This window comes from Pyxidicoccus caerfyrddinensis, assembly GCF_010894405.1.
In the GTDB taxonomy this organism is placed as follows: Bacteria; Myxococcota; Myxococcia; order Myxococcales; family Myxococcaceae; genus Myxococcus; species Myxococcus caerfyrddinensis.
Map to the genome: position 1 here is coordinate 552,199 of NZ_JAAIYA010000003.1, position 19,623 is coordinate 571,821.

The window sequence follows — 19,623 nt, forward strand, 5'->3', positions numbered from 1 at the left end:
CGCGGCACGGTCAGTCGCCTGCGTGGGCTCGCGTCGCTGCTCCCTTCCGGAGTCCCGGTGGTGGAGTCGCTGGAGCGTGCCGGCGGGTATGATGAATCAGTGGCCTCTGCCGAGCGTGGGCGCGGCATGAGGGGGGACGGGCATGGGTAGCCAAGGAGTACCGGTGCGTTGGGGACCCCGGGCCGAGCCGCTGGAGCCGCTCGCCGTCGCGGGTGAGGGAGCGGTTGCGCTCGCGCTCGCGCGCCGGGTGCTCTCCGAGACGGACGCGCGGCTCGCCGAGTGGAGTGGGGTGGCCGGGACGGGTGTGCTCGTCCTGCTGGGCCCCGCGGGCTTGCTGCCCTGGGTGGATGGCGCCGTGTATCTCGGCAGGGACTCCGCCGCGCCGTCGCTGCTGCTGCCTTGTGCGTTGGTGCCCGATGTAGCGGTGTCGATGCTGGAGCGCGCGCTGCTCGCTCGCGTGGGGAACGCGGGGACTCCGGTGGCGGTGCTGCCCGCGTCCGGTCATCTCGTCCCGGTGGGCGCGGCGCGGCCCGTGTCCCGCATCACGCTCACCACGTGGCTGGCTCCGAGCACCGCGCAGGTGACTCCGTGAGCGCGCTGCCTCCGGCGCTGCGGCCCTGGGCCTCGCAGCTCTCCCTGTTTCCCGATGAGCTGGTCCTGCACCTGGGCCCGTACGTGGCGCGGCTGTCCGCGGCGCTCGGCGCGTTGCGCCCCCGGGGCGAGGCCGATGGCGGCGAGCCGCAGGGCTATGACGGCCTCACCCGACGCGGCACCTTCGACCGGCTGCTGGTGAGCGAGTGGCTGTGGGCCCTCGAGGCTCCCGACGAATTGGTGCGCCGCGCCGCCTTCGGCGAGCTGTCCTTCCTCAAGCCCGCGTTCCGCCAGCCGCAGGGGGCCCGGCGCACCGTGGCGCTGCTGGACGCGGGGCCGGACCAGCTCGGTGCTCCGCGCATCGCGCACCTCGCGCTCCTCATCGTCCTGTCCCGTCGCGCCGAGGCCGCAGGCGCCGCCTTCTCCTGGGCGGTGCTCCAGTCCGACCCCGGCAAGGGCGCCTTCTCCGAGGTGACGGCGGGCACCCTCACCACCTGGCTCGCCGCGAGAGACCTGGAGCCTCCCACCGATGAGCGGCTCGCCGCGTGGCGGGACGCGCTGTCGCTCGACGCGGCCCCGGAGGATGCGTGGCTCGTGGGCGACGCGCGACTGTCCAAGCTGCCGAAGGCCACCGGCCTGTCCCGCGTCGAGGTGGCCGAGGTGCTGGCCCCTGGCACCCGGCAGCTCACCGTGGACGTGCGTCCCGCCTCGCGCGCCTCGCGCTCCGTGCTGCTGGACCTGCCGCCGCCCGACACCAGCGTGCGTCTGCTCAGAGACCCGCTGCAGAAGCCCCGCGTCGCGCCACCCGTGATGCCGCGCCCGTCGCAGCTGACGGCGCCGCTGCGCTCGTTCTCCTTCTCCGCGGATGGCAAGCGACTGCTGCTCTACCGCGAGGACGGCAGCGTGGGTGCCATGGCCATTCCGCACTCCATCCGCGCCACCGTGCCCAAGGCCCGGCGTGTGACGCCGCCTGCGGGGCAGGTGGTGCTGGGCACGGGCTGGCGCCACAACGGCGGCCTCATCATCCTGTCGATGCGTGGGAGCGAGTATGTGCTCCACGGCAAGCTCCGGGGCTCCTCGCGCGGCAAGCCCGACCGTGAGGTCTTCCACTACGAGCCCACGTCCGTGGAGCTGTGGCCTCCGGCGAGTGGCGCGGCTCCGGGCCGGCTGCTGAGCTGCGAGGACTCCAACGGCAACGAGCGCCTGTTGCTGGCCGGAGTGAACAACAGCCTCTACCTCGTCGAGGAGGACCGGGCCACGCGGCGCATCAGCGTGTTCCTCGTGGCACGAGGGGTCACCGCCGCGGCCGAGGTGAACCGCAAGGTGGTCTTCGTGTCGCGCTCCCCGCCCGCGGAGCCGGGAAACGAGTCGTCTGGCGCATGGCTCGGCGTCGTGGAGAAGGACTGCGTGCGCCACCTGCCGCTCGGCGCGCGGGACGGTGACGCGTACTTCGGCTACCTGGACGGAGCCGCCCACCCCGACGCGGGCCTGCTCGCGGTGCGGCACAAGCCGGGCTTGTGGCGCCTGTTCCGCTCGGATGGAGCGCAGGAAATCGAATTCTCCACGGACATGAGCGTGCTCGGCGCGGGCACGTGCCGCGCGGCTCCGGGAGACCCCGGGCTGCTGGTGCTCGATGAGGACCGGCGCACGCTGTGGCTCATCAGTCCCACGGCCCGCTACCAGGTGACGGTGGCCTGGGAGGGCGTGATGCACGCGCAGGCCAGCCATGGGACGCCGGTGCTCGGGTGGATGCTGAGAGGGGGCACGCTGGTGCTGAGCAACCTGCGCGAGGGCGGCATCCTGTACCAGGCGATGCCGAGGGCGGGCTGATGCGCACGACTTCCACGACGCTGCGTCCTCGAAGGCATCTGCACCGTGGCACCGTGCGGGCCTCCGCGCTCTGGTTCGACCCCGCACTGCTCGGTGAGGGCGAGGCGCGGCGTCGCGTGCTCGCCGCGTGGACTCCGGGCGCCGTCGTGTTCTCCGTGGCCGGGGGCTACCTGCTGCGCCTGTCGCGGCCGTGTGTCGTCGCCAGTGACTCCGCGCCGGGACTGCCGCTCACGCTGGAGCAGGGCGTCCTCTCCTCCGCGCCCCTGTCTGCCGCCGAGCGCGGGCACCCGGAGCTGCGCGACGGCACGGTGGTGCTGATGCGCGCGGGGCAGGCACACGTCCACGTGCTGACGGGCGCGCGCGCGGTGGACCTGTCGGAGTGGCTCGACGTGTCCGCGTGGGTGACGCTGCCCGTGCGCGGACTCGGTGCGCCGCCACCGCCGGTGCCCGCGCTGGAGCCCCTGCCGCCACCCACGCGCGCGTTCTTCGGTCCCTCCGTGCCCACGCTCGCGCCCGAGGCGCAGGTGATGCTCGCGCGCATGCAGGGCAAGCCTCCGCCGGAGGGGCTCGTGGTGGCGGAGCCTCCGGGCCTGCTGGCGCGGCTGCGCGCGGCGCTCTTCGGCGGCCAGGAAGCAGGCGCGGCGGGTGGACCCACCGCCGCGCGCCGCGCCGGCCTGCTCGCGCGACTGCGCGCGGCGATGTCGGGGCGTGGCGTGGGTGCTGCCTCTCCGGCGTCGGCGTCCAGCCCGGGGCTGCTCGCGCGGCTGCGCGCGGCGTTCCGGTCAGCGACGGGTTCAGGCGATGCGGGCTCCGGCTCCACCGCGTCCCGTCCCGGTCTGCTCTCCCGGCTCGCCGCGTGGTTCCAGCGGGGCGCGGCTTCGCAGTCACTGCCCTCGGGTGCTGGCACCGCCGCGGGCGGCATGCAGCGCGGCTCCGCTGCGTCGAAGCCGCGACGGCCCTCGTGGCTGAGCCGGTTCCTCGCGTACTTCGCCCCCACCGACGAGCACATGGCAGGTGCCACCGGCAGCGGTGATTCTGGCGCCGCGCCCTCCGGTCCTCCGCCCGCACCTCCGGGACCGAGCATGCTGTCCCGTCTGTCCGAGTGGATGCTGCGCAACACGCCGCTCGGCGAGCTGCTGGGACGGCGCAAGGCGGAGTACGTGCGCCGCCTCTTCGACCTCTTCGAGGAGGGCAACCTCCAGGAGGCCTTGCGCTACGCCATTCCCCTGGGCACCAACGAGCTGAGTGAGAATGCGCGCATCGCGCTCGGCGTGCCCGGCCCGCGCGAGTCGCTCTCCATCCAGCCCTCGCGGGGCGGCGCCGCTTCCGTCTTCGCCGGGGGCGAGGCGCTGTTCTCCGCCCTCAAGGAGCGCTACCGCGAGGCCTTCCGCCGCTTCGAGCGCGAGGGCCGCATCGACGAGGCGGCCTTCATCCTGGCCGAGCTGCTGGGCGCGCACGAGGAGGCCGTCTCCTTCCTGGAGCGGCACGGCCGCTTCAAGCTGGCCGCCGAGCTGGCCGAGGGCCGCAACCTGTCCCCGGGCCTCGTGGTGCGCCAGTGGTTCCTCGCGAAGGACGTGGCGCGCGCGACGGCCATCGCCCGGCGCAGCGGCGCCTTCGCGGACGCGGTGCTGCGGCTGGAGCGCACGCACCCGGAGCAGGCCCGCGTGCTGCGCCTGCTGTGGGGCGAGACGCTCGCCGAGTCCGGCGACTGGGCCCGCGCGGTGCAGGCGGTGTGGCCCATCACCGACGCCCGCGCGCTGGCGCGCGGCTGGTTGGAGCGGGGTGTGGCCTGCGGTGGCGCGAGCGGCGCGCGGCTGCTCGCGCTGTGGGTGACGGCCTTCCCCGACGGACTCGCGGCGGCGAGCGCGCAGGTGCGCGAGTTGCTCGACGACTCCCCGGAGCGTGCCCCCGAGCGCTTCGCCTTCGCCCTCACGCTGGCCGGCGAGTCCCCCTCCGCGGGCCGCACCGCGCTGGTGGTGCCCACGGTGCGCGCGCTGCTGCGAGACAGGGCGGCGGGCCGGGCCCGCTTCAACCCCGACTTCCTCACCCGCCTGCTGCGCGACGCCCCCGACGGCACGCTGCGCTCGGACCTGCCCCCGCTGACGGAGCGCTCCCGCATCGCGTGGAGCACCGACGTGTCCCGTCCTCCCGTCCACGCCACCGTGCGCGAGACGGACGACGGCGCCTTCCCCGTCCACGACGCGGTGGCGCTGCCGGACGGCCGGCTGCTGCTCGCGCTGGGCGAGGCGGGCGCTCGGCTGGTGCGCGCGGACGGCCAGCTGGTGGCGCACTTCGACGTGCCGGCCTTCGCGCTGGTGCCTTCCGTCCATGGAGACCGGGCCCTGGCCATTGCCCCTCGCGGCGAGGTGCGGCGCCTGTCACGCCTGGACCTGGTGGCGCGCCGGGCCACCCCGTGGTGCGACGCGGCGGTGGACACCTGGGCCCCCACCTACGACGGCAGCGTCTGGTTCGTCGCCTCCCGGCGCACGGTGATGATGGTGGACGCGCTCGCCAATGACTTGCGTGCGCTCTGGCGGGTGCCGGACGTGCCGGCCCCCGTGCACGCGCTGGCCGTGGATGCCGGGCGGCTCAGCCTCCTCACCGGAGACCGCGAGCGGTGGACGTATGAGCTGCCGCAGGGGCCCACGCTGCGCGCCCGCACCCCGCTGCTGACCGATGGCGACATCCTCCATTTCATCCTCCTGGGCCTCTCACTGACCGCGGATGGAGAGTCCGCCGCGGTGGGCCACGTCACCGTCCAAGGCCCACCGTCGCCGGAGTCGCCCGGTGTGCCCGGGCTCCCCCGGGAGGAGGTGCGCCTGTTCTGGCTGAGGCCCCTGGGCTCCCGCGCGGCAACACCGCCGGAGCGCCTCCGCCCGGGCCGCGCGAAGCTCCTCCTCTCCGACGCCTGGCGGGTGGACGTGCTGTGGTGCACGGGCCACTGGCAGCTCCACCTGGTGGACGCGCGCGGCACCGCGAGAGCGCTGCTCGTCTTCGAGGGAGAGACCCGGCCCCGCGTGCGCCTCACCGACACCGCGCTGCTGGCCTTCGACGAGCGCGGCCGCCTGCTGGTGTTGGACTTGGAAGAGGGCATCGCCCGGCACGTGGCCGTGCGGTGACGCTCAGGACGCGCGGAAGAGGTCCGGCGGAACGTCGATGGAGGAGGCGATGAGCACGCGCTGCTCGTCGTCCACCTCCAGCACCACCCGCACGCCCCCCACCGTCACCAGCAGCGCGGGCGGGACGCCCGGCAGCGCCATCAGCCACGTGGACGTCATGGGCAGCTCCGTGCCCACCAACTCCGCCGCGCGCAGCAGGTGCAGCCGCACCGCGTGGCACTCCGCCCGGGGCAGCAAATCCAACGAGAGGGCCACGTGCTCCTGGAGCCGCAGCGCGTACGGCCCGGAAGGCTCGCGGAGCTCGGTTTCGGGCAGGTGCCGCAGCCGCGTGCGCAGCTCGCCCAGCATCGCCTCCGGGACGGCGGGCTTGCGCAGGTAGCCCACCACGCCTCCGAGCGGAGGCTCGCCGCCGCTCAGTGCCCCGGAGAACATCAGCACGTTCAGGTGCCGCAGCCGCTCGTTCGTCCGCAGCTGGCCGTACAGCTCCCAGCCATCCATCCGCGGCAGCACCAGGTCCAGCAGGATGAGGTCCGGGTGCCCCGCGCGCGGGTGGGTCCGCAGCCATTCCAAGGCTTCCACCCCATCCGAGGCGTGGGAGACGTGGAGTCCTTCCTCACGCGCGGCGTCCCCCAGGCGTTGTTGCCAGGTGGAGTCATCCTCGACGAGGAGCAGATGATTGACGGGCCGGGACATGGCGCGGAATTCGGAAGCGAGCGGGGACTGATTACTCCCGGCGAAGACTTTGAGCCAGATGGGAAATGCACCCCGTCTCCTGACGGACAGCGCGCGGGATGTCTCGCACCGCACAGCGGAGTGTGGGGGACATCCCCCCGCATGACGTGGGGAAGCCGACGACCGCATTGGACTCGCGGTACGGCTTGTTCCGCAGAACGGAACTGGTCAGTCTGGAAGCATCATGGCCCTCCGCCTCCAGCTCGAGCCCCGGGCACTGCGCACCCTCTGTGGGTGTCCATCGGCGGTGCGGGAGCGGCTGCAGTCGGAGCTCGGCGCGCTCGCCGCCGGGCTCCCGCTCGACGGGCCGCTCGTCACCGGGCGGGCGGGGCTGGTGGTGCTCGACTCGGGCTTCCGCGTCCGCTACCAGCTGGAGCTGAGCCACCGCCTGCTGCGGCTGACGCACATGCAGCCGCCCCAGGCCCAGGCACGCTGAGTGGAGGTCGCCGGGCACACCCCCTCTGTCCGGTACAGGCCGAAGCGCCCATGTCAGCCCGGGGCCGTAACGTCGTGAAATGGAAATCTCCGTCCCTGGTGTCGGCTCGGTCCTCGTGGTGGAGGACGACGCGGACCTGCGCGCCGCCGTCGCCGACATCCTGGAGGACGCGGGCTTCGAGGTGCACGTGGCCGAGAACGGCCAGGACGCCCTGCACGTCTTCGGAGAGCTGGGACACCAGGGCGAGCGCCCCGGCCTCGTGCTGCTCGACTTGATGATGCCCGTCATGGACGGCTTCGCCTTCATGGCGCACGTGCGCGCGGACCCCGGGCTGAGCCAGGTCCCCATCGTGGTGTTCTCCGCCTCGGTGCGCGAGCCGCCCGAGGGCGCCCGGGCCATGCTGCGCAAGCCCTTCGAGATTCCCCTCCTGCTGGACACCGTGGCCGGCTTCTGCGCGCAGGGCTGAGGGCCGCGCCTTTCGCTGCACGGCACTGCGCGCGGATTGCGGTTGTCGGGGGGCAGCCCGGGGACTTACATCCCGCGCCACCGTGCCCACCACCCTGGCCGACTTCCTCCTCCAGCAGCAGGACGCCCTCATGGAGGCGTGGGAGGCGGAGGTGCGCGCCATGCCCGCGGCGCAGGCCCTGTCGCGGCTCGCGCTGCGCGACGGCCTGCCCCGGCTGCTGGAAGTGGTGGCCACGCTGATGCGCGAGCGGCCCCGGGGCAGGGTGGTCTCGGGGATGGGACCCATTCCGGACCTGCACGCGCTGGAGCGGCTGGGCGAGGGCTTCAACCTGCGGCAGGTGGTGACGGAGTACCGCTTGCTGCGCGGCTGCGTGCTGCGGTTGTGGACGAGCCGGGCCCAGGCCGCCCCCAGCCCGGAGGAGGAGCGCGTCTTCCACGAGGCCCTGGACGAGGCCATGGCCACCTCCGTCAGCCGCTACACCCGCGCGCGCGAGCGCACGCTGCAGGCGTTGGACCGCATCAGCACCGCGGCCCTGGGCAGCGAGGACGTGGCGGGCTTCCTCCCTCGCCTCCTGCTGGTGCTGCGCGAGACGGTGGCCGCGGTGGACGTGGCCGCGGTGCTGCTGCGCGACGGGGACATGCTGCGGGTGGAGAGCGTGGTGGGCGAGGGGCTGGAGCCCGGCGCCCGGGTGCCCGTGGGCGAGGGCTTCACCGGCACCATCGCCGCCTCACGCCAGCCGCTGCTGGTGCACGAGGCGGGCACGGACGCGCATGTGGCGGAGCGGACGCTGCGCGAGGCCGGCCTGCGCGCGCTGTACGGCGTGCCGCTGGTGCTGGACTCGGAGCTGCTGGGCGTGGCGCTGATGGGCAGCCGCGCCAGCAGCGAGCTGTCCGAGGAGGACCTGCTGCTGTTTCGCGCCATGGCGGCGCGCGCCACCGCGCTGCTGTCCCAGGCGCAGGCCCATGCCCGCGAGCGCCAGGCGCGCGCCGAGGCGGAGGCGTCGCTGGCCCGCCTGCGCGAGAGCGAGGCCGGCCTGCGGCGCTGGGAGGAGGTCTTCACCCGGCTGGGCGTGGGCGTGGCGGTGATGAGCGCGGACGACAACGTCCTGCTCGACGTGAATCCCGCCTTCGCGCGCATGCACGGGTACACGCCCGAGGAGCTGAAGGGACGGCCGCTGGAGGACACCTTCGCGCCCGAGGCGCGCGGCGCGCTGCCCCGGCACGTGGCCGCCGCGCACTCCAAGCTCTCGCACGAGTACGAGTCGCTTCACCTCCGCAAGGACGGCAGCCGCTTCCCCGCCTTCTCCCACGAGACGGCCTTCCGCGACGCGTCCGGCCGCGTGGTGCAGCGCGTGGCCACCGTGCTGGACATCACCCAGCGGCGCGCGGTGGAGGTGGACCGGCAGCGGCTGCTGGCGGCGATTGAAGCGGAGCGGGCGCGGCTGGCGTCGGTGCTGGACCAGATGCCCGCCGGCGTCTTCATCGCCGAGGCCCCCGGCGGGCGGCTGTTGATGACCAACCGGCAGGTGGAGGAAATCACCGGCCAGCCCTTCCAGGCGTCCTCCCCGCTGGAGGACTACACGCGCAGCTCCCCCGAGGTGCTGCACCCCGACGGGCGGCCGTATGCTCCCGAGGAGCGGCCGCTGATGCGCAGCGTCCTCCACGGCGAGGTGGTGCGCGGCGAGGAGCTGCTCCTGCCGCGCGCGGACGGCCAGCGGTTGACGGTGCTCGTCTCCAGCGCGCCCATCCGCGACAGGGACGGCGCCATCGTCGCCGCGGTGGCCACCATGGTGGACGTCACCGAGCGGCGCCGCGCGCAGGAGGCCGCCCTGCAGGCCGCCCTCTTCGGCGAGCGGCTCATCGCCATCGTCAGTCACGATTTGCGCAACCCTCTCAACGCGATTCAACTCTCCGCCACGCAGCTCTTGCACAGCGAGGTGCTGGCCGAGCGCGAGCGGCGGCTCGTCACCCGGCTGGCCCGCTCGGCGGACCGGATGCGGCGCATGATTTCGGAGCTGCTGGACTTCACCCGGGGGCGGCTGGGCGGCGGCATCCCGATTCAGCGCGTGGCCGGGGACGTGCGCGCGGTGGTGCGGCAGGGCGTGGAGGAATTGGAGGCGGCCTGGCCGGAGCGGAGCCTGCGCGTGCAGGTGGGGCCGGGCCGCTACGAGGGCCAGTGGGACGCGGACCGGCTGCTGCAGGTGGTGAGCAACCTGGGCGGCAACGCGCTCCAGTACGGCCCGCCCGAGCTCCCCGTCACCTTCCGCCTGTCGGACGCGGGCGACGCGGTGGTGCTGGAGGTCCACAACGGGGGCGAGCCCATTCCCCCGGAGATGCTGCCGCGCCTGTTCGACCCGTTCCGCCGCGGCACCTCCGCCGGCCACGCGGGCGGGGCGGGCGCCGGCCTGGGGCTGGGGCTCTACATCGTCGAGCAGGTGGTGAAGGGCCACGGCGGACGCATCGAGGCGCAGTCCGCCGCCGAGGCGGGCACCACCTTCCGCGTGACGCTGCCGCGCGCGCCGCCGGACTGAACTGACTGAACGGGCAGTCCTCCCTCAGTGCATGCCCACCACGCGCGTCAGCGTGTCGCGCAGCTCGCCCAGGTCCACCGGCTTGGGCACGGTGGCGCGCACGCCCTCGGGTAAGGGCTGCGCGTTGCCCGCGCCGGACACCACCACCACCGGCACGGCGCGCAGCCGCGAGTCCTCGCGCACGTGGCGCATCAGCTCCCAGCCGCTCATCACCGGCATCATCAGGTCGAGCAGCACCGCGTCCGGCATCGGCGGGCGGCGCAGGCGCTCCCACGCGGAGAGGCCATTGCCCGCGGTCTCCACCTGGAAGCCCTCCAGGGTGAGGAACTCCTCCAGCAGCTCACGGCTGTCGGCGTGGTCTTCCACCAGGAGGACGAGGTTGGGCGTGGACATGGGCCCCAGCGTCGTACCGAGGTCCAATGGCCGCCAGGGCCACACTGTGAAGGCGTCCTCCCGTCGACGCCCGGAGTGTCCGGGATGACACGCTGCGGGTGTGCGGGTGTCAGGAGGTGGCGTCGTCTTCCGGGAGGAGCCGGTCTTCCGTGGCTTCCTCCGGGGACTCGCCGCCCTGCACTCGCAGCGCGGCGTAGCGCAGGCCGGCCAGCTCGGCGAGGGCCTCGGCGCGGCCGAAGGGCTGGCTGGTGCGGCGCAGGTGCTCGCGCAGGGCGCGGGCCAGCTCCGCGCCGGTGGTGAAGCGCTCCGCGCGGTCCGGGGCGAGCGCCTTCTGGACGATGGGCACGAGGGCGGCGGGCACCGCGCGCGTGGCGTCCTCCAGGTCCGCGCGGGAGTAGGCGAGGATGCGGCCCTTCAGCTCGTTCGAGGCGGCGAGGCTGACGGCCTCGTGCATGGCGGCGTCCAGCGCCAGCTCGTGGGTGGCGGAGTCCTGCACGCGCACGCGCTCGCGGCGGCGGCGGGCCTCCGCGTCGAAGCGGTCCGCGCCCTCGAAGAGGTGGCGGCCGGTGAGCAGCTGGAGCAGGACGATGCCCAGGGCGAACAGGTCCGCGCGCGCGTCCAGGCCAATCTGGGCCACGTGCTCGGGGGCCGCGTAGGCGAGGCTGCCCGGCAGGTCCGGCCCGATGGTGGCCACGCGCCCCGGCAGCCGGGACCAGGCGGCGCCGAAGTCCAGCAGCTTCACCGCGCCGTGCTCGGTGATGAGGACGTTGTGGGGGCCCACGTCGCGGTGCACCACCTGGAGCGCGCGGCCGTGCTCGTCCGTGAGGCCGTGGGCGTGGTGGAGCGCGTCCGCGACTTCCGCGGTGACGTAGAGGGCGAAGCCCTCCGAGAAGGGGAGCTGCGCGCGGGTGGAGGCCTCCACCAGCGCGTCCAGGCGGTGGCCGGGCGTGTGCTCGAAGACGAGCACCGGCGCGTCGTCGGGGCCCTTGAGGTGGTGCACGGCGACGAGGTTGGGATGGTGGAGCTGCGCGCTGAGGCGCCCCTCCTCGATGAGCCGGCGCGGGGCCTCTTCCACCAGGCGCAGCGGACGCTTGAGGACGGCATAGCCGCCGAAGCCCCAGTCATACAGGCGCCGGGTGAGGACCAGCTCTCCGTGGTGGGCGGTGCCCAGCTTGCGGACAAACTCGTAGGTCGTGCGGCCGGAGCGCAGCAGCACCTGTGGCGGCGGGGGGACTTCGGACGGCAGGGACGACATGGCGGCTCTCCTGGGGCCGGCGGACCTCCCACGTCGGCCGGCTCACCTTCCGAGTATGGTCGTCCTGTTCCCGGAAGTCACCCTGTGGGTAGTGCTCCACCCGGCGTCGCGCGCGGGCTCCTTTCGGCCTCGCGCACAGAGGGGGATTCGGGAGCCAATCATTGTCAATCCAGACAGCCGGCGGGCGGGGCAGGGCGTGAATTCCTTTCGCTGTCCGTGTTGGCAATGGCTGCCTTTCCCCCACGCGGCCCGCCGCTACCGCCGCCGGCCACCGGACGGAGCGGGCAGGGCGCTTCGGGGCGAAATCGGACATGTGGTTGTGGGTGGGATACACGCCCTGTCCCAGGCCCGGGTGACGCGGTGGGTGGGGCGCGCGCGCCCGGGTTCCGGAGGGCTTCCCGGGGCGGATACACTACCCGCCATATCGGTATATCGCCTGCTGACTTGCTGGGTTATAAGTCGGGAAGCCCGCGACCGGGGGCGGCTTGTTCCTGCTCAGGCCGTGGCTCCGGTCCGAACTCAGAAGGTTGACGTGGTGAAGACCCACCCTGAAGGTTCCGCTACCCCCCGCAGGCGGCCCCGGCTCCGCAGTGTGACGGACCGCGCGAGGAAGTCGCGTCAGCAACTGGAGCGGCGCCTGGCGGCGAGTGTTGGCGAGGAGGCCCGGATTGCGCGGCTGCGCGCGGGGCTGACGCAGGCGGACGTCGCGGAGCGCATCGGCATCGCGGCGGAGGTGTACGGGCGGATGGAGCGCGGGAAGATGATGCCCAGCGTGCCCACCCTGTTCCGGCTGTGCCTCGCCCTGAGGCTGTCCGCGGATGTGGGGATGGGGCTCGTCACGGCGGCGTCGGTCGGCGCCGCGCTGTGGGAGGACGAGTCCCGGGACAAGGACCACCTGCCGGAGATGCGCCGGCTGCTGCGGACGCTGCGGCGCATGTCGCGCGGCCAGCTCAAGCTGATGAACCAGGTCGCCGCCGCCATCCTGCCCCAGCGGTGAGCCCGGCCCCAGCGGTGAGCCCGGCCCCGGCGGTGCGCTTCCCGCGCCTGGAGCCCTTCAGCGCCAGGACACCGCGTACTCCGCGCCGAGCACGCCGGTGTCGCGCCCGTGGACCTGGACGTCCCGCGCCCCCACCGCCTCCAGCACCGCGGCGAGGACACCCTCGTGGTAGGCGGGCGGCATGAAGTTGCGCTTCATGGTGAAGTGGCCGCTCGTCGGCCCCGTCCACGTCATGCCGCGCTCGCCGTAGCTCACCGCCAGGCGGAAGCCTGTCGGGAGCTGCTCGAGGAGCAGCCGGGGCTCGTCGCGGGCGAGCATCTGCAGCGTCTTCCCCGCGACGGACGTCAGGAAGTCGTGCGCGGCCTGCCGGCCCAGGCGGCGCTGGGCCTCGTCGAAGCCCCCGCACGCGTCCGCCAGCAGGTGCGCCGCCAGGAAGGACAGCTGCAGGAAGTGGGTGACGGGGTAGGAGTAGAAGTCGAGGTAGCGCTTCTCAGGCAGCAGCTTCCGGCACTCCGCCTCCAGCGCGGGGCCGCCCAGCCGCCGCACCGTCTCCAGGACGCCCCGGAAGAACATGCCGCGCGTGGTGTCCTCGGGGGTGGAGAGCGCGCACCGCTGCTTCAGGGACCGCTCCACCTCCGGCGCCATGGGGCTGCCCCGGAGGAGCGGGGTCATGACGTCGGGTTCCAGCTTCAATGAGAGGCGCGGTTGCATGGACGTTCGGGCGGACGGCTGGCGGAGGAGCCCCGGGGGGGAATGGACAGACAGGTGCCGCACGCGGGCTGCGCGTGTCTGCACTTGAGGTGGAGGGCCGAGTGGCTCCGCGTGTGACGGAGCGGCCTCGAATCGGGTTCCCGCGTAAGCTGCTCATCCGCGATTGAGGCGTTATCCAGGTAACAAATGATTTCCTGAAAGGCAAATGCGGTTTTGTGTGACGAGGCTGCATGCTTTTCGGATGGGGCTGGATGTAAGGGATTCCCACGAGGGAAGGCCGTCCGGCCTCCAGATTTCAGATCTGAAATCCAGACAGCGCCCGTGCCGTGCGCCTCTCCTCCAACGGCCGATGTGAGGAATTGCGGGCCCGACGCGAGGCGTTCACCCAGGGCACGTGACTTGCTCAGGTGTCCGGCCATGCGGAAGCGTGTGCTGATTGTCGATGACGAGCCGACCCTGCGCTGGGCGCTCAGCCGGTACTTCACGCTGCTCGGCTACGACGTCGCGTCCGCGGAGAACCTCCCGGAGGCCCTGGAGGCCGCCCGGGCCGCGCCCTTCCACGTGGTGATGACGGACCTGCTCTTCGGGCGCGGGCAGCGGGAGGACGGCCTGGAGGTGGTGGCCCGGCTCCGGCAGGTCATGCCCCGGGCGCGGTTCATCCTGCTGACGGCCTTCGCCAACGACGCCACCCGGGAGCGCGCGCACGAGGCTCGCGTGGACCTGGTCCTCGTCAAGCCGCAGCCCCTCTCCGTGCTGGGCCGCTACATCGCCGGCCTCGCCACGTTCGCCCGCCTCGAGCCGACCTGAGCCGTCGCCCCCGGGCTGTCGCACGAGGTGGCTTTTTTGCCCACGTACGTACCCGGAAGCCCCAGGCCTTCCCGGTGGAGGTGCGCACCGCGTGGCCACGCCCCACTCCCACCCGGGGCGTCAGCTCCCGCGCCGCCGGCGCAGCGCGAGCACCAACAGCAGCAGCCCCGCCACCGCGCCCGGAGCCGGCGCACCCGTGCAGCCCATGCCCGAGCCCAGGTAGTCCAGCGCCTCGTCGGTCGGCGTGTCGTCCGGCGGCACGGGGTCTGGTCGTCCCGCGTCGTCGCCCGTGCCGCCATCTTCGTCGGCCGTGCCCGCGTCCTCCGCTGGAGTGCCGCCGTCCCCGCCGCCACCCGGGGTCGTCCCCCCATCCCCGTTGCCGGAAGTGCCCCCGTCGCTGTCACCGGTGCCCGCGTCGCTCGGCGACGGGCCTCCATCCGCATGCGTCCCCGCGTCGCTTGACGACGGGCCCCCATCCGCATGCGTCCCCGCGTCCCCCGTTGGCGTGCCGCCGTCGGAGTCGCCCGTGCCCGCGTCGCCCTGCGATGGGCCCCCATCGGCGCCCGTCCCCGCGTCACCGCCGGGCACGCCGCCATCACCGTCCGGGCTGCCGGCGTCGAGCGGCGGAGGTAGCTCCTCCACCGTCCACTCCGAGCGGGCAGGCGACTCGTCCACCTTGCCCGTCCCCCGGTCGTACGCGTACACCCAGAAGGAGTGCGGACCCGGCGCGAGGCCCTCGCGGTGCCAGGTGCCGTCCTCGCAGGGCTCGTACGCCTGCTCTTCATCCAGCAGGCACCAGAACCCGGCATCGGCCACGTTGGAATCGAAGGTGAAGTCGGCCGTGGTGGACGTCGTGGTCGCTTCCGGGGCGCTGCGGATGTACGTCTCCACATCCCGCGAGTCACCGGCGAAGGCGGACGGCACGCACAGCAGCGTCAGTCCCAGCAGCACGAGCCAGCCGGCCACGCGCGCCATTCCGGCGCGCACCAGGTCGAACGTCGGCGGGGCAATCATGGCGTGGCCTCTTGGGCGTTGCCCGGCGTCGCGGTGGCGGGCGGGAGGATGTGGAACTCCACGCGGCGGTTGCGCTCGCGTCCGGCGGAGGTGTCGTTGGTGTCCGCGGGCTTGTCCGGGCCCTGGCCCACCGCGCGCAGCCGCTGCGCCTCCACGCCGCGCCGCTCCAGCTGCCGGCACACCGACTCCGCGCGAGCCTGCGACAAGCGCCGGTTGTACGAGGCCGGGCCGATGTTGTCCGTGTGCCCCTCCACCACCACGTGCTCCAATTCCGGGTGCTCGCGCAGCACCTTCGCCACCTGGTCCATCAGCGGGTAGGAGCGCGGCAGCACCTCCGCGCGGTCGAAGGCGAAGAAGATGCGCTCGGTAATCTCCAGCGTCTTCTCGGTGAGGTAGACCACCTGCCGCACCGACTCCGGGCAGCCCTGGTTGGACGGCGGGCCGGGCTCGCGCGGGCAGTTGTCCATGCCGTCCGCCACCGTGTCCGCGTCCATGTCCAACACCTCCGCGACGTCCGGCTCGGGCGGCGCCGCGCCGTCCTCCACCTCGGGCTCCACCATGGCCAGGGCGTCCTCACCGGGCAGCCCGTCGCGCACGCTGCCCTCCGGCTCGCGCGTCACCACGGGCAGCGGGACGGAAGGGGCTTCCTGCTTCAAGCGCAGCGGGTCGAAGCCCACGCCCATCAGCACGCGGAAGGCGGGTACGCCGGGCGCGACACCCAGGCCGGGGCCTCCCATGGCGAAGACCTCGAGGCGGTCGCTGAAGAGGTAGCGCGCGCCGGCCAGCACCTCGCCGGACCAGAGGGCACCGCCGGTGAGCGGCGCGGCGGCGCGCAGACTCAGCTCGCCTCGCAGCGAGCCGTCCACGTTCGTCACCCCCAGCGCGAAGGGCAGCTCCGAGCCCACCGCGTGCGTGCCCACCTGCACCCGCTCGCGCAGCCGTGTGCCCGCCTCCAGCGACACGCGCATCCGGTCGAACTTCCGGCCCACCGCGAGGCGCGGCGTCACGTTCCAGTGCCCGTCGCCCATCAGCGCCTCGCGACGCCCCAGCGGCAGGCCCGCGTCCACCTCCGCCGCCAGGTCCACCAGCGCGCCGTCCGCCTCGCGCAACAGGCCCACGCGCGCGCGCACCAGCGGCGTCCCGACGCCGGAGCGCCGCAGCTCACCCAGGCCCAGCCCCGCCAGCGACATGCCGCCCTGGCCCAACAGCACGGGCACCGCCGCGCCCAGCTCCAGCCGCGGGTGCGGCGCGACGGCCACCGACAGGTGCAGCAGTGCGCGCTCGCGCACCACCTCGCCCACGCGGCGCCCGTCTCGCACCATGACGAGCGGGTGGTGCTGGTAGTGCGTCACCACCGCCAGCCGCAGCGTGCCCGGCTCCAGCAGCAGGCCGTCCGAGCCCAGCAGCGCGCCGCGCGAGGTGGGCGCCACGATGAGGCGCTCGAGGTCGAAGGCGGGCAGCGGCGGAGGCTCGGCGGCCACGGCGGCCGTGCCCGAGAGGAGCCACAGCACGGTGCACGCCAGCCGGCTCCAGGTCGAAGGGGATGTGAGTCTCATGGAGGGGGGTTCTCCGGGGTGGAGAACAAGGTGGGGAGCGCCCCGGCCCGCGTCCTCCCGCCCCGGTGGTCGAGCCGCGTGTCCTTCCCCCGACGAGGCCCCCCACACCGTCCACCCGCTGACGGATGCGGGGAACTTCGGAGGCATGAGAGCAGTCAGGCGAGGGTCTTCGCCCGGGGGCGCTTGTCACCCTGGCCCGTCCCTGGCCTCATGGGGCCCAGGGGCCGACTCGAAAAACATCGTGAAGCACATGACTCGTGGACAGAGGCGGAGGGGGTGCCCCCGGACGTGGGCGCTCGCGCTGGCGCTCGGACTGCTCGTGCCGGTGCTGGTGGCCCGGGCCCAGGACGTGGGTACGCCCGACGGCGGGCTCCCCGACGCGGCCGTGGCCGGCCCGCGGGAGGTGGAGCGCGAGCTGGCGCGCACGGACGCGGGCTGGGCCGTGGACCCGGGCGCCGCCGCCGCTTCGGGGACGGAGTCCGCCGCGGACGCGGGCACGCCCCAGCAGGCCTTCGTGCCGCCGTCGCTGGTGGCGGACTCGCCCGCGCCGTACCCGCCGCAGCTCGCGGCGGAGGGCGTGGCGGGCGTGGTGAAGCTGGAGTTGCTCATCGACGAGGCGGGCGAGGTGGAGTCCGCCACGCTGGTGGAGGGCCTGCACCCGCAGCTGGACCGGGCCGCGCTGCACGCCGCGCCCTCGCTGCGCTTCAACCCGGCCACGCTGGACGGGCAGCCGGTGCGCGTGCGCCTGTTCTTCGAGTACCGCTTCGAGGCCCCCGTGCCCATGGCGGGCGTCGACGGCGGCGTGGCACCCGACGGGCCCGTCACGCTGCGCGGCCTGGTGCGCACCCGGGGCAACCGCCGCCCCATCGCCGGCGCCACGCTGCTGTCGGACGCGCTGCCGGACGCACCGGTGCAGACGGACGAGCACGGCCGCTTCGAGGCGCGCTGGCCCGCGGGCGCGCACAAGGTCCGCGTGTTGGCGCCCGGCCACAAGCCGTTCGTCTTCCGCGAGAAGCTCAACGCGAAGGAGGCGCTGGAAGTCGTCTACGGGTTGGAGCCGCTCGTCATCAACCCGTACGAGACGGTGGTGCGCGGAGACAGGGACCGCACCGAGGTGAGCCGCGTCACGCTGCACGACGCGGAGCTGCGCGAGGTGCCCGGCACCATGGGCGACCCGTTCCGCGTCGTCATGCTGATGCCGGGCGTGGGCAGCATGCTGTCCGGTGTGGCGTACCCGGTGGTGCGTGGCAGCCAGCCCGCGTCCACCGGCTACTTCCTCGACGGCATCCGCGTCCCCATCCTCTTCCACCTGTTCCTGGGCCCCGCCGTCATCCACCCGGACTTCATCGACGCCATCGACTTCTATCCGGGCACGCCGCCGCCGAAGTACGGGCGGCTGATGGGCGGCGCCATCGAAGGGCGCCTCAGCCGCCCGCGCGACGACGGCGTCCACGGCAGCGCCTACGCGGACCTCATCAACGCGGGCTTCTTCATCGAGACGCCCTTCGAGGACACCCGCACCAACGTCAGCCTCGCCGGCCGCTACTCGTACACGCCGTGGATCATCGCGCTCGCGGCCAACAGCCTCCAGGCCCCGCCCGCGCCGGGCCGGGAGAACCCAAAGGTGGTGCTGGACTTCTGGGACTACCAGGGCCGCATCGAGCAGGACGTCGGCAAGGGCAAGCTGCGGCTGTTCGCCTTCGGCTCCTCGGACACCTTCGGCAGCGAGGCGCAGGACGACTTCAGCACCACCGCGCTGCAGTCCATCATCTTCCACCGCGTGGACCTGCGCTTCCGTCACCCGGTGGGCCCCGGTGAGCTCGAGGTGGGCGCCACGTGGGGGCTGGACCGCTTCTCCATCATCAACGAGGACGTGGCCGACAACGCCAACGCCATCTACATCGACCAGGGCACCCTGTCCGCGCGTCTGGGCTACACGATGACGGTGTCCCCGACGCTCTCCTTGCGCGGCGGCGCGGACATCGACTCCAAGCGCGCCATCGTCGACATCCTCGACGAGACGCGGGACAGCTCCGAGGAGGTGGAGACGGCGCCCGTCGCGCTGGGCACCTTCATGGGCGCGTATGCGGAAGCGGTGTGGCAGCCCGACGACAAGTGGTCCGTGGTGCCCGGCCTGCGCGTGGACAACTACCACCTGTCTCCCGGCATCGACCACGGCGTGCTGGAGCCGCGAATCACCGTGCGCAGGAAGATGTCGGAAACGCTCACCCTCAAGGGCGGCGCGGGCCTCTTCCACCAGCCGCCCACCTCCCTCATCAGCCTGCCCGTGGTGGACGTGGGCAGCCTGCTGCTCGGGCTCCAGGAGGGCATCCAGGTCTCCGCGGGCGCGGAGTGGAAGGCGTGGCGGGACTTGGAAGTGGGCGTGGACGTCTACGTCAACCCCATGGTGCGCACCATCGAGCTGACGCCCTTCTCCGACGAGGGGCTGGTGGACGACGTGGACCCCGACCTGCCCGACGACGTGGAGGTGACGAAGGGCGCTCGCCAGTCACGCGCCCTGCGCCGCGCCTTCCAGGAGGAGGACGACGACGGCGACGGCGGCGGCCTCATCCCGGACCGGGGCGACATCGACTTCCCGGACTTCACCAGCAACGGCCTGGCGTACGGGTTGGAGGTGCTCATCCGCCACCCGCTGGGGAACAACTGGTTCGGATGGCTCTCGTACACGCTGCAGCGCAGCACCCGCTTCACGCGCTTCTACCGCTACGACGGTTCGGGCAACGTCATTGGCGAGGACGAGAAGGACCTGCCCTTCGTCTTCGACCAGACGCACATCGTCAACCTGGTGCTCAGCTACAAGTTCTCCAACAGCGTCACGGTGGGCGGCGTGGTGCACTTCAACTCCGGACGCCCGGAGTACGGCGCCCTGGGCACGCAGACGCACCGCGAGGGCGAGGACGAGGCGCGCCGGCCCGCGTGGGTGAAGTCGCAAAGGGACCGTGTGGACCGGCTGCCGGGCTTCCTCCGCTTCGACGTGCGGCTGTCCAAGGCGTGGGTCTACGACTCCTTCAACCTGGAGGCGTACCTGGACATGCTCAACGTCACCATCAGCCGGGAGACGGTGGGCTTCGAGTACAACGGCGGCGGCGGACGGCCGCTCACCAAGGAGGCGGTGGGCCTGCCCATCGTCCTGCCCATCCTCGGGGTGAAGGGGCGGTACTGAGC

15 protein-coding genes are annotated in these 19,623 nt (G+C 73.2%); 9 read left to right on the plus strand and 6 right to left on the minus strand.

Annotated features, from left to right (window positions below; all coding sequences use genetic code 11):
* Positions 1 to 163 precede the first annotated feature (163 nt).
* The 3 genes from G4D86_RS09430 to G4D86_RS09440 are packed head-to-tail and all read left to right on the plus strand — an operon-like array spanning position 164 to position 5,540.
* Complete coding sequence (locus G4D86_RS09430; protein WP_240360138.1) at positions 164 to 592, plus strand: bpX5 domain-containing protein; 429 nt, start codon at positions 164 to 166, stop codon at positions 590 to 592.
* Positions 589 to 2,421: a hypothetical protein gene (locus G4D86_RS09435; protein WP_163991775.1), complete on the plus strand. Its 1,833-nt coding sequence runs from the start codon at positions 589 to 591 to the stop codon at positions 2,419 to 2,421. The genes G4D86_RS09430 and G4D86_RS09435 overlap by 4 nt, the downstream gene beginning before the upstream one ends.
* Complete coding sequence (locus tag G4D86_RS09440; RefSeq protein WP_163991777.1) at positions 2,421 to 5,540, plus strand: bpX6 domain-containing protein; 3,120 nt, start codon at positions 2,421 to 2,423, stop codon at positions 5,538 to 5,540. Before G4D86_RS09435 ends, G4D86_RS09440 begins: the two co-directional genes overlap by 1 nt.
* 3 nt (positions 5,541 to 5,543) lie before the next feature.
* On the opposite strand, the gene G4D86_RS09445 is transcribed toward G4D86_RS09440, so the two are convergent.
* A complete protein-coding gene (locus tag G4D86_RS09445; RefSeq protein WP_163991779.1) occupies positions 5,544 to 6,233 on the minus strand; it encodes a response regulator in 690 nt (229 codons plus the stop codon).
* 223 nt (positions 6,234 to 6,456) lie between these two features.
* On the opposite strand from G4D86_RS09445, the gene G4D86_RS09450 reads away from it, so the two are divergent.
* The 3 genes from G4D86_RS09450 (at position 6,457) to G4D86_RS09460 (ending at position 9,704) form a co-directional block, all read left to right on the plus strand.
* Positions 6,457 to 6,708 (plus strand): hypothetical protein, encoded by a 252-nt coding sequence (locus G4D86_RS09450; protein WP_240360139.1) that lies wholly within the window; start codon positions 6,457 to 6,459, stop codon positions 6,706 to 6,708.
* Between the two features lie 79 nt (positions 6,709 to 6,787).
* Positions 6,788 to 7,174 carry a response regulator gene (locus G4D86_RS09455; RefSeq protein ID WP_205519509.1) on the plus strand — a complete coding sequence of 129 codons (387 nt, stop codon included), beginning with the start codon at positions 6,788 to 6,790 and terminating at the stop codon, positions 7,172 to 7,174.
* Positions 7,175 to 7,256: 82 nt separating this feature from the next.
* A complete protein-coding gene (locus G4D86_RS09460; RefSeq protein ID WP_163991781.1) occupies positions 7,257 to 9,704 on the plus strand; it encodes a PAS domain S-box protein in 2,448 nt (815 codons plus the stop codon).
* 24 nt (positions 9,705 to 9,728) lie between these two features.
* Here G4D86_RS09460 and G4D86_RS09465 read toward each other — a convergent pair whose 3' ends face one another.
* Together G4D86_RS09465 and G4D86_RS09470 are read right to left on the minus strand one after the other, a co-directional pair.
* Positions 9,729 to 10,097 carry a response regulator gene (locus G4D86_RS09465; protein WP_163991783.1) on the minus strand — a complete coding sequence of 123 codons (369 nt, stop codon included), beginning with the start codon at positions 10,095 to 10,097 and terminating at the stop codon, positions 9,729 to 9,731.
* A gap of 109 nt (positions 10,098 to 10,206) precedes the next feature.
* Positions 10,207 to 11,352 carry a serine/threonine-protein kinase gene (locus G4D86_RS09470; RefSeq protein ID WP_163991784.1) on the minus strand — a complete coding sequence of 382 codons (1,146 nt, stop codon included), beginning with the start codon at positions 11,350 to 11,352 and terminating at the stop codon, positions 10,207 to 10,209.
* A 592-nt stretch (positions 11,353 to 11,944) separates the two neighbouring features.
* On the opposite strand from G4D86_RS09470, the gene G4D86_RS09475 reads away from it, so the two are divergent.
* Entirely contained in the window at positions 11,945 to 12,349 is a 405-nt protein-coding gene (locus G4D86_RS09475) for a helix-turn-helix domain-containing protein (protein ID WP_324289983.1), read from the plus strand.
* Between the two features lie 57 nt (positions 12,350 to 12,406).
* On the opposite strand, the gene G4D86_RS09480 is transcribed toward G4D86_RS09475, so the two are convergent.
* Complete coding sequence (locus tag G4D86_RS09480; RefSeq protein ID WP_163991789.1) at positions 12,407 to 13,021, minus strand: TIGR02265 family protein; 615 nt, start codon at positions 13,019 to 13,021, stop codon at positions 12,407 to 12,409.
* Positions 13,022 to 13,477: 456 nt separating this feature from the next.
* Here G4D86_RS09480 and G4D86_RS09485 point away from each other — a divergent pair, with 456 nt between their 5' ends.
* On the plus strand, positions 13,478 to 13,867 hold the full coding sequence (locus tag G4D86_RS09485; protein ID WP_163991790.1) for a response regulator: 390 nt from the start codon (positions 13,478 to 13,480) through the stop codon (positions 13,865 to 13,867).
* Between the two features lie 120 nt (positions 13,868 to 13,987).
* On the opposite strand, the gene G4D86_RS09490 is transcribed toward G4D86_RS09485, so the two are convergent.
* Both G4D86_RS09490 and G4D86_RS09495 read right to left on the minus strand, forming a co-directional pair.
* A complete protein-coding gene (locus G4D86_RS09490) occupies positions 13,988 to 14,881 on the minus strand; it encodes a hypothetical protein (RefSeq protein WP_163991792.1) in 894 nt (297 codons plus the stop codon).
* Positions 14,878 to 16,437, minus strand: coding sequence for an OmpA family protein (locus G4D86_RS09495; protein ID WP_163991795.1), 1,560 nt, complete (start codon positions 16,435 to 16,437; stop codon positions 14,878 to 14,880). The genes G4D86_RS09490 and G4D86_RS09495 overlap by 4 nt, the downstream gene beginning before the upstream one ends.
* 250 nt (positions 16,438 to 16,687) lie before the next feature.
* Here G4D86_RS09495 and G4D86_RS09500 point away from each other — a divergent pair, with 250 nt between their 5' ends.
* Positions 16,688 to 19,621 (plus strand): TonB family protein, encoded by a 2,934-nt coding sequence (locus tag G4D86_RS09500; protein ID WP_163991797.1) that lies wholly within the window; start codon positions 16,688 to 16,690, stop codon positions 19,619 to 19,621.
* Positions 19,622 to 19,623 lie beyond the last annotated feature (2 nt).

Coding starts and splice junctions, on each gene's coding strand:
- G4D86_RS09440 (WP_163991777.1), top strand. CDS start 2,421: ATGCGCACGACTTCCACGACGCTGCGTCCTCGAAGGCATCTGCACCGT.
- G4D86_RS09445 (WP_163991779.1), bottom strand. CDS start 6,233: ATGTCCCGGCCCGTCAATCATCTGCTCCTCGTCGAGGATGACTCCACC.
- G4D86_RS09450 (WP_240360139.1), top strand. CDS start 6,457: ATGGCCCTCCGCCTCCAGCTCGAGCCCCGGGCACTGCGCACCCTCTGT.
- G4D86_RS09455 (WP_205519509.1), top strand. CDS start 6,788: ATGGAAATCTCCGTCCCTGGTGTCGGCTCGGTCCTCGTGGTGGAGGAC.
- G4D86_RS09465 (WP_163991783.1), bottom strand. CDS start 10,097: ATGTCCACGCCCAACCTCGTCCTCCTGGTGGAAGACCACGCCGACAGC.
- G4D86_RS09470 (WP_163991784.1), bottom strand. CDS start 11,352: ATGTCGTCCCTGCCGTCCGAAGTCCCCCCGCCGCCACAGGTGCTGCTG.
- G4D86_RS09480 (WP_163991789.1), bottom strand. CDS start 13,021: ATGACCCCGCTCCTCCGGGGCAGCCCCATGGCGCCGGAGGTGGAGCGG.
- G4D86_RS09485 (WP_163991790.1), top strand. CDS start 13,478: ATGCGGAAGCGTGTGCTGATTGTCGATGACGAGCCGACCCTGCGCTGG.
- G4D86_RS09490 (WP_163991792.1), bottom strand. CDS start 14,881: ATGATTGCCCCGCCGACGTTCGACCTGGTGCGCGCCGGAATGGCGCGC.
- G4D86_RS09495 (WP_163991795.1), bottom strand. CDS start 16,437: ATGAGACTCACATCCCCTTCGACCTGGAGCCGGCTGGCGTGCACCGTG.
- G4D86_RS09500 (WP_163991797.1), top strand. CDS start 16,688: ATGACTCGTGGACAGAGGCGGAGGGGGTGCCCCCGGACGTGGGCGCTC.